This window comes from Demequina sp. (assembly GCF_024642165.1).
Classification (GTDB): Bacteria; Actinomycetota; Actinomycetes; order Actinomycetales; family Demequinaceae; genus Demequina.
This window is the reverse complement of the sequence record NZ_JAHEBP010000138.1, coordinates 1-3,487: the sequence shown is the minus strand read 5'-3', so window position 1 is coordinate 3,487 and position 3,487 is coordinate 1. Positions and strand designations below refer to the sequence as shown.

Here is a 3,487-nt window from a genome sequence, read left to right as displayed (position 1 = left end):
CCGGTGAAGCCGAGCCCGCGACCGGAAAGCTGAGGCACCGCGACACCGCACGCCGCAACCAACGGCGCCAGCGGCAGGGTGATCTTGTCACCGATTCCACCCGTCGAGTGCTTGTCCGCGGTGGGACGCGACAACGAGGAGAAGTCGAGGCGCTCGCCCGTCGCGATCATCGCATGGGTCCAGCGGGAGATCTCCTCGCGGCTCATACCGCGTTGCAGGATCGCCATGGCGAGGGAGCTCATCTGCTCGTCGGCGACCACGCCACGGGTGTAAGCGTCCACCACCCAGTCGATCTGGCCCGCGGTCAGTGTGCCGCCGTCCCGCTTGGTGCGGATCACGTCTACGGCGTCGAATTGCTCGTTCATCAGTGCTCCTCGAGGTGCTGGGGGCCGAAGGCCCACGGAAGGATCTGGTCCAGGGTGAGGGTGCGGCCGGGCCCGTCGATCAGCAACGCGGGACCGCCGAACTCGTACAGGAGCTGGCGACAGCGGCCGCACGGCTGCAGAGGCGCGCCGTCCGCGTCGACGCACGCGAAGGCGATGAGCCGCGAGCCCAGCGCATCGGTGTGCAGCTTGGACACCAGCGCGCACTCCGCACACAGGGTGAGCCCGTAGCTGGCGTTCTCCACGTTGGCGCCGGTGACGATCTCACCCGTGTCGGTGAGCGCCGCGGCACCCACGCGGTACTTCGAGTACGGCACGTAGGCGCGCTCGCTCGCCTCCCGCGCCTTCGCGCGGAGCACGTCCCAATCGATGTCCGTCACTTCTTGTACGGCTTGCCCTCTGCGGCCGGCGGTCGTGCGTGGCCCACGAGGCCGGCGACCGCGAAGATGGTGGCGAGGTAGGGCAGCATGGCGAGGAACTGGGACGGGATCGCCGTCCCGATGATCCCGAACTGCTCGCGCAACGAGTCCGCGAAGCCGAACAGGAGCGCCGCGGCGAGCGCGCCCTTGGGGCTCCACCGCCCCAGGATCATCGCAGCCAGGGCGATGAAGCCCTTGCCCCCCGTCATCTCCTTGCCGAAGGCGAGGCCGTTGGCGACGGTGAAGAACGCGCCTCCGAGGCCGGCGATCGCCCCGCCCAGGATGGTGTTCCGCACGCGCGTGCGGTTGACCTTGATGCCCACGGTGTCCGCGGCGCGCGGGTGCTCACCCACGGAGCGGACCCGCAGGCCCCACCGCGACTTGAACAGCATGATGTGCATCACGATCACGATGACGTACATGAGGTACACCAGCGCATTCGCGTTGAACAGCACCGGCCCCACGATCGGGATCTTGCTGAGCAGCGGGATGGGCATGGTGGGAAGGCCGATGGCCTGGTTGAGCTCCGGGCTCTCCTTGAGCAGCGTGCCGAACAGGAAGTTCGTGACGCCGATCACGAGGACGTTGAGCACCACGCCCACCACGATCTGGTCCACCCAGTACTTGACGGCGAACAGTGACAGCGCGGCCCCCACCAGCGCGCCCGCGAGCGGCGCCGCGATGAGTCCCATGTAGGCACCCATCTCGCGAGAGCCCGTCGCGTTCGAGACATATCCGGTGACCACGGCGGCGAGGAAGGCGCCCGCGAGCAGCTGGCCCTCGATGGCGATGTTGATGATGCCGGAGCGCTCGCAGAGCGTGCCGGAGAGCGAGCCGAACACGAGGGGTGTGGCGAGGAACACCGCGCCGATGAGCAGGCCCGTGATCTGCATGGACGTGTTGCCCTTGCCCGCACCTGCCCAGGTCAGCATCGCCGTGATGATCGCGAAGCCGTAGGCGACGTACAGGTACCACGGGATGGCGCGGCGGTTCCACGCGACCCAGAACGCCCATCCCGAGAGGGCGAGGGCCACGACGCACAGCACCACGATCGTGGTGAGCGACGGCAGCGAGAAGTCCGGGATCTGGAAGAAGTCGGTGGAGCGCGCAACCGCGAAGCTGGTCTCCTCGTCGCCCCCTGTCCCGACCGCGAAGAACAGCAGCGACAGGAGCGCGATCGAGCCCAGCACGATGGGCCCGTTGAGCTTGCGCGCCAGTACGGGCGCCTCGGATGCGGCGGCGATGGGCTCGGCGACTGCGGTGCTCATACCGCCACCTCCTTGACGCTGGTCGGGGTCGGCAGCCGGAACAGGAACCTCACCAGCGGCGGCGCGGCGATGAAGAGCACGATGAGCGACTGGATCACCAGCACGATGTCGACGGGCAGCCCGGCCTGGACCTGCAGCGCGGGACCGGAGGCGCGCAGGCCGCCGAACAGGATCGCGGCGAGCACCGTGCCCACGGGTCGCGAACGTCCCAGCAGGGCCACCGTGATCGCGTCGAATCCGAACGAGGCGGCGATGCCAGAGGTCAACGACTTCTCCGTGCCGAGGATCTGCGCGGAGCCGGCCAGACCGGCCAGACCACCGGCGATCACCATGACCAGGATGTACGCCCGCGACACGCTCATGCCGGCCGTGCGCGCGGCGGACGGGTTGGCGCCTACCGCCCGGAACTGGAAGCCCAGGGTGGAACGCTCCATGAGCCACCACACTCCGAAGGCCGCGGCGATCGCGAGCAGGAAGCCCAGGTGGAGCGGGAACTGCGACCCGAGGATGAGCGGGTATTGGGCGGTGGTGTCGATGATCGGCGACTGGGGGTTGTCGGAGTTGGGTCGCTGGAAGGCGTCCTTGGTGAGCAGGAAGCTGAGCAGGTTGAGCGCGATGTAGTTGAGCATGATGGTCACGATGACTTCGTGCGCGCCCGTCCGTGCCTTGAGGAAGCCGGGGATGAAGCCCCACAGCGCGCCACCGATGATGCAGCCCAGGATCGCCACCAGCAGGTGCAGCCCCGCGGGCAGGTGCCACGCGAAGCCGATGTAGCCACCCAGCGTCGCACCGATGATGATCTGGCCCTGGGCACCGATGTTGAACAGCCCGGCCCGGAAGCCGATGCCGAGTCCGAGTCCGGCGAAGATCAGCGGCGTGGCCGCGGTGAGGGTCTGGGTGAAGGGCCGGATCTTGGCGGCGAAGTCCGCCCCGGCGGAGTTGTAGATGGCGCCCTGGAACATCGCCTGGTAGGCGCCACCGACCACGTCCCCGATCGCCGCGAACGTGTCGCCGGGCCGCGAGAAGAAGTACCCGGCTGCCGTGCGCACCTCCTCGGACGCGAGGATGATCAGCAGGGATCCCAGGATGAGCGACGCGACGATCGCGAGCACCACCACGATGGTCTGGCTCTCGACGATCTCCCGCAGCACCGACCGGCCGTCGCGCCCGGGCTTCTTCTGGTCCACCTTGGTGGTGGTCTGGTCGCTCACGCCGCCTCCTCGTGTGCACCGGCCATCATCAGGCCGAGGGTGTCGCGATCCGTGGTGGGCGGGACGATGCCCACGATGCGACCGTGGTACATCACCGCGATGCGGTCGGCCAGGGCGACCACCTCGTCGAGCTCGGCGCTCACGATGATCACCGCGGCGCCCGCGTCCCGCTCCGCGACGATGCGGCTGTGGACGAACTCGATGGA

The 3,487-nt window shown here is 68.6% G+C and carries 3 protein-coding genes and 2 pseudogenes; all 5 read right to left on the bottom strand.

All coding sequences use genetic code 11. The features are described from left to right. Positions 1–365: pseudogene (locus Q0L54_RS10340) on the bottom strand (thymidine phosphorylase); the annotation flags it as partial. Then, positions 365–763, bottom strand: coding sequence for a cytidine deaminase (locus Q0L54_RS10335; protein WP_296667862.1), 399 nt, complete (start codon positions 761–763; stop codon positions 365–367). The pseudogene Q0L54_RS10340 and the gene Q0L54_RS10335, both read right to left, overlap by 1 nt. Then, positions 760–2,070 carry an ABC transporter permease gene (locus tag Q0L54_RS10330; RefSeq protein WP_296667860.1) on the bottom strand — a complete coding sequence of 437 codons (1,311 nt, stop codon included), beginning with the start codon at positions 2,068–2,070 and terminating at the stop codon, positions 760–762. Before Q0L54_RS10330 ends, Q0L54_RS10335 begins: the two co-directional genes overlap by 4 nt. Further along, positions 2,067–3,281, bottom strand: coding sequence for an ABC transporter permease (locus Q0L54_RS10325; protein WP_296667858.1), 1,215 nt, complete (start codon positions 3,279–3,281; stop codon positions 2,067–2,069). Before Q0L54_RS10325 ends, Q0L54_RS10330 begins: the two co-directional genes overlap by 4 nt. Beyond that, a pseudogene (locus tag Q0L54_RS10320) lies at positions 3,278–3,487 on the bottom strand (heme ABC transporter ATP-binding protein); the annotation flags it as partial. The pseudogene Q0L54_RS10320 and the gene Q0L54_RS10325, both read right to left, overlap by 4 nt.

Bases quoted from the DNA above. Each gene is read 5' to 3' on its own strand.
- Q0L54_RS10330 (WP_296667860.1), bottom strand. From the start codon at position 2,070: ATGAGCACCGCAGTCGCCGAGCCCATCGCCGCCGCATCCGAGGCGCCC.